Origin of the sequence: Odoribacter sp. N54.MGS-14 (assembly GCF_000980295.1) — a bacterium.
GTDB classification, from domain to species: Bacteria; Bacteroidota; Bacteroidia; order Bacteroidales; family Marinifilaceae; genus Odoribacter; species Odoribacter splanchnicus.
This window is the reverse complement of record NZ_LARL01000109.1, coordinates 1-5,604: the sequence shown is the minus strand read 5'-3', so window position 1 is coordinate 5,604 and position 5,604 is coordinate 1. Positions and strand designations below refer to the sequence as shown.

Below are 5,604 nucleotides of genomic sequence, written 5' to 3'. Positions count from 1 at the left end.
CAAGTTATCGGTGATCTTCGGTTGATTATTCATCACCCAGGCCGTATATTTCGAATAGTCGGAAGCACCGACGGAGGTAAAGTTCTTTCCCCTATCGGCATAATACCCACGGCTCGTGTTCTGATATCCTTTATAGCGGGAAGAAGACATTTCGTACCCCAAGGCTCCATTGATATTATGTTTTTCTTCCTCGCCGAAATATTTATTGAGGTTCAGCTGCGCGCGCAAAGAATAAGTTTTATTCCGGGTGTTCTGTTCCGATAATTCTCCGCCATACGGCAGTTCGCTATCAGAAGGAGCAGCCACTCCATAGTTCGATTTACGGATACAAGCGACATGATAGGTACTCTCACCCCAATAATCTTCATTATCGGCATTCGAAACGGCATAATTGAAAAGTACATCCCCGTTCAGCCAATCTGTAAAACGAAATATCAGCCGGGAAGTCAGATCAAAACCACTGTTCTCCTGCTTGGTATAGCTATTCGCTCTTTCATTTAAAATATTGAAATCATAACGATAGAATGAATTGTAGCGTTTTTGGTAATAACTCAGGTCTCCGCCTTCTTCGTAAGCCGCAATCGCCCGGCTAGTGGTATAAGCATAATTGACCGACCCGACAGCACTCTGTTCATAATTGCGCTCGCTGATGTTAGCATTGAAATCCATCGATGCTTTCAGCCATTTTGTCAAATCCGATTCCAGACTCAGGTTTCCGGTATAACGCGAAATGCCCTGTCCCTTGATTACATCATTGTCTTTAGTATACCCCACGGAAGAATAATAACGCAATTGGTCGGTACCACCGGAAATACTCAGGGTATGGTTATGCGAAAAAGCATCTTCTGTCAGAATATCGAACCAATCGGTATTATTGTTTTCCAACTTTTTCACTTCTATGGCAAATTGTTCGTCATCGATCACTCCTGCATACAATTGCTGTAATAAATATTCATACCCCACAATACTCATATCCGATGGGTATAAATAGGAGGCTGCCGCCAATTCGCGCGACAGATCAATCCGTTCTTTGGAATTCATCAGGTCAATTTTCCGATCGCTGTAACGTGGGCGTCTTTTGTAAGTAGTCGTCATATTATAGCGTACGACAGGTTTACCAACATGTCCTTTTTTAGTGGTAATAACAATCACCCCATTAGCAGCACGTGTACCGTAAAGTGTAGTTGCAGCAGCGTCTTTCAATACATCTATCCGTTGGATATCCTGAGGGTTTAATCCGGCAATCGCATTTCCGATGCGATTTACATAATCGGGGTCGTTGAGCACATCCGAATCCAAAGGCACCGGATCGTTCACCACTACGCCATTGACAACCCACAACGGTTCGCGATTGCCAACCAAGGTCGAAGTTCCCCGAATCCTCAAACGCGGCACCACTCCCACTTCGCCCGAATTGGTAGTCAGCATCAGGTCGGGGATTCGGCCTTCGAGCATCTGATCGATTGAGTTTACCCCAGGAATCATAATATCCTCGGCCTTCACCGAAGTAATGGCACTGGTCAGTTTCTTGCGGTCAATTACCTGATATCCGGTAATCACCACTTCATCCATTTCGGTAACTTCTTCTTCCATAACAACCTGAATGTCTTCTTGTCCAGTGTAAGTCACTTCCTGCTTTTTCATCCCAACAAAAGAAAATACCAATACAATGGGATCGGTTTCGGGTATTTCGATGTTAAACCGACCTTCTTTGTCGGTCACCACACCCAAAGCAGTACCTTTCAACAAGACAGTCACTCCAGGCAACGACTGCTTGCGTGTATCCATAACGATACCGGTAATTTTCCGTCCGGCAGTTTTTTGTTGCTGTATCTTTCGGATGGTAATCACTTTATCTATCATCTCGTAACTGAATCCATGACGTATCAGGACCTCATCCAGGATCTGCCGTAAGGAAACATTTTTCATATCCACATTCACTCTGTCTGCCTGCTGAAAGATGTCTTTCTGATAAAAGAAACGATACTCGGACTGTTGCTGTAGCTCCTGAAGTACCTCTGTCAGCAACACATCATTTTTCTTCAGATTGAACCGACTGTCCTGGGAATAACCGGCAGCCTGTAAAGTACCGAGACTGACAAGAAGAAAAAAAATCTTCAATTTCATAATTAAGAGAATTTTCCACCACTTTCCCGAAGGGAAAAGCCAGCATGTTGCGTTTTTTTTCATAATTTTGTAAAGACATTAGTTAAACAATTCATCTGCGACCAACAGATGTTTTCTTTTCAGGAGGAAAAAGCGACCAACTTTTTCCTCTTTTTCTATTCTACAATCAAAGCATTTCCTTTTAACGAAAAATGTACCTCACTGCTATTCTCCAATACTTTCAGTAATTCCGGCAATTCTCCGTAACGGGGAAGGTTTCCTTTAAAAACAATCGCTTTAGCCTGCTGATTCCGGTAAAATACTTCGACATCGTACCAACGGGCCACTTTGCGGAGAATAGCCTCCAAACTCAGATCATCGAAAACAAACATGCCATTTTTCCAATCTACCACCTGCTGAATGTTCACTTCACCGACAACGATCTCCCCTCCTTGCCGGCCGAGCGAGGCTTGCTGACCGGGCATAAGCTGCACGTGCTGCCCCGAAGCCGACGCGGTCACAGCAACTTTTCCTTCTACCAATGTAGTATATGTTTGTTCCTCATGTCCATAAGCATACACATTAAACTGAGTACCCAACACCTCTACAACCTGTGCCTCCGACTCTACCCGAAAAGGATGTGCGGTATCTTTCGTCACCTGAAAATAAGCTTCTCCTTCGAGATACACACGCCGTTCGTCTGTATTGAAACAGGTAGGATAACGCAAACGGGTATCGGCATTCAGCCACACATGGGTTCCATCTGCCAAGATCAATTCATATTCAGCCCCCCGGGGAACTTCCAGGGTATTGTACTGCCATTTTTTTTGTTCTCCTCCCTGCCGGTTAGTATAAACGATATTTTTCTTCCGGCGATCGATCACAAAATTCCTGTTTTCTTCTTCCGGCTTCACTTCCTGCTCCCCGCCTAACAAAATTTGTTCTCCATTTTCTAATATCAGACGAGGTTGTTTATCCCAATCGGCTAATAGCTCGGTTTGAGGCTTTCGTACCGATTGAAGCCAAAGCAGCCCACCGATCCCGAAGCATAAAATAACGGCAGCAGCCAGCCACCGAAAGTAACCCAAACGACGACGCCTTTCCTGTCGGCGTAATCCGTATTGCCGGCCTATTTCTGCCTCCAACCGCTCCCAACCTTTTTTTCGATCTACCTGACGGATCTCCATCCACAACTTCAAAGCTTCTTCCAGTTCGGCTTCTTCCCGGTTCTCATCCGATTGTTTCGGATCTGTTCTCATAATTTTATCCATTTTTATCCGACTTATATCATGAAAACAGTTCAAAACAAAAATATACGTAGTTAAAAGAATAATTTTTTTGCAGTACCCTGATTTTATCTTTTACCTTTGCATCAAGAGGAAAAATTTACATGTGATGTCCTTTAGCTCAACCGATGAATACCAGAAATTCGAAACCCTGTTCAAACAATATTACAGTGGTCTGGTAGTTTATGCCAGCCGTTTTACAGGAAACACAGAAAATGCCGAGGATTTGGTACACGACCTTTTTATCCACATTTGGGAAGACAACCGAATTTTGGGAACGGATCATATAAAAGCCTATTTATTTACATCTATCCGCCACCGTTGTCTGAACTATCTGGATCACTTGAAAATCCGGAATGAATATCAGGAAAAAATCCTGCAAAAAAGGGATATTACGGGAATGCTAACCTGGGAATATTATGTAGAAGCAGAACTCCGGCAGCATATCGAAACCGCCATCGATCATTTACCTCCCCAAGCCCGGAAAATATTCCTGATGAACCGTTTTGACCGTAAAACGGCTGTAACGATAGCAGCGGAACTCGGTTTATCTCCCCGTACTGTCGAAAAACACCTGGAAATAGCTTTAAAAAATCTGAAGAAAGAATTGAAAGATTACTTACCGGCCACTCTCTTACTTTGGTTATCCCCCTGACCCCTGCCCGGGACGAACATCGGTCTCTACCATGAAAGACCGGTATTCGTTCCGGACCACCTCAAAATAAGCCTTCCCATTCAGTTTCACCTGTCTTAACAATTTCTTCATCCTCCCCGGAATCGTCGGTACAAAATAACAGAAGGGCCTACCCTGCCGCCTTCTGTACACACCGGTCAGTTTCAGTCTGATGAAATACCTCAGACAGACACGCTTCACCGAAGCATAAACCCGGATATCCAGCTAGCCCGGCAATCTCGAACGCCGTACGATATCTCCCGCCTCCATTCCGTCCATAACGCCTCCGTAAACCTTTAATACAATCGGCGACAGTACTCCTGAACAAATTTATCGGTTAGTATACCAGTTCCCGGACGTTAAAATTATTTCATACCCTCGATCGCTTTCCGGGCCACTTCGTTTTCGGGTTGCAAATTCAATATTTTATTCCAATAGGTTTTCGATTCAGGAATATCTTTTTGTAAATAATAGTAATACCCCAGATAACTATAGCATTCTATAATCAATTTCAGTTTTTTTCGGGTATCTTTTTCAAGTATTTGGGCAGCAGCCTGGTAGTAGGGGCGGGCTAAACCTTGCTCTGTTTCGGGATCCAAGGCTGAATTGACCCGGGCGCGCCAGAAATTCCCCAAATAACTGTCCGGTTTTTGAGCCGCCACATAGCCGAATATACTGTCGGCAAGCCTCAGATGTTCATTCCGGTGCTTTATTCCTGCTGCAGACGAATCTGCCTCTGCCGAAGCCAGATAATGACATTGACCCAGTTTGAAATAATCGGCCAGGGTCAGTTCTTTCCCACCCAAAGCAATCAAACCGGAATAATAAACAGCCGCACTGTCGTAGCAGTTCAACTTTTCCCAGGATGTTGCGATTTCCCTATATATCTGCGTATTAGCCGAATCCAATTGCAAAGATTTTTTTAACCAGGGAATCGCCTGCTCATAGGCTTCGGTAGCTTTCAACAAACGCCCGTAATACCAGTAATCCTGCCCGATAATGTCCTCCGGAGAGACGGATTGAAAAAATTTTTCAGCCTGTGCCAATCCCTCCCTATACGCTTTGAGTGCATAGGAATTGTACATCATCAGGCGTTGTACAACCTGGTTCTGAGGCTCGAGTTCCGCCACCTGTCTGGCCACTTCCAAAGAATGCTTATAATCCCCATAGTAAAATAAAACCGTCGCATAACGGGTCTGTTCTCTGGTCGAACAACAAACCGAAGAGATACACTTTTCATAAGCTTGTGCAGCCTCCTGATAACGGGAATGTTCGTAACAGATTTCCCCCAATTCCCGATGAGCGAGCATACAATCCGACCTTTTATCTAATAAACGCCGGAGCATATCTATCCCACTCTGCACATTCGACCGGGCATAAATTCTCGCATATTTAACGTAAGCTTCCGTACAGGACGGATCAAAATAAATAGCCTGTTCATATTGGTTACAGGCTTCACCATTGTTTCCTTTTTCCAATAACAAATCTCCGGCCAACACATAGATTCCGGCCTGCTGATCGTCTATTTTTTTAGCTCTT

5 protein-coding genes are annotated in these 5,604 nt (G+C 44.3%); 1 reads left to right on the top strand and 4 read right to left on the bottom strand.

Annotated features, from left to right (window positions below; all coding sequences use genetic code 11):
• Both WS42_RS14070 and WS42_RS15705 read right to left on the bottom strand, forming a co-directional pair.
• Positions 1 to 2,127 (bottom strand): SusC/RagA family TonB-linked outer membrane protein (locus WS42_RS14070; protein ID WP_286728705.1); only part of this gene is annotated, 2,127 nt, incomplete at its 3' end.
• Between the two features lie 155 nt (positions 2,128 to 2,282).
• Entirely contained in the window at positions 2,283 to 3,365 is a 1,083-nt protein-coding gene (locus tag WS42_RS15705) for a FecR family protein (RefSeq protein ID WP_162610098.1), read from the bottom strand.
• Between the two features lie 136 nt (positions 3,366 to 3,501).
• On the opposite strand from WS42_RS15705, the gene WS42_RS14060 reads away from it, so the two are divergent.
• Positions 3,502 to 4,047: an RNA polymerase sigma-70 factor gene (locus WS42_RS14060; protein WP_046404839.1), complete on the top strand. Its 546-nt coding sequence runs from the start codon at positions 3,502 to 3,504 to the stop codon at positions 4,045 to 4,047.
• On the opposite strand, the gene WS42_RS14055 is transcribed toward WS42_RS14060, so the two are convergent.
• Positions 4,036 to 4,158, bottom strand: coding sequence for a hypothetical protein (locus WS42_RS14055; protein WP_259320208.1), 123 nt, complete (start codon positions 4,156 to 4,158; stop codon positions 4,036 to 4,038). The genes WS42_RS14060 and WS42_RS14055 overlap by 12 nt on opposite strands.
• 272 nt (positions 4,159 to 4,430) lie before the next feature.
• A partial coding sequence (locus tag WS42_RS14050) for a tetratricopeptide repeat protein (protein ID WP_046451295.1) occupies positions 4,431 to 5,604 on the bottom strand: 1,174 nt, incomplete at its 5' end.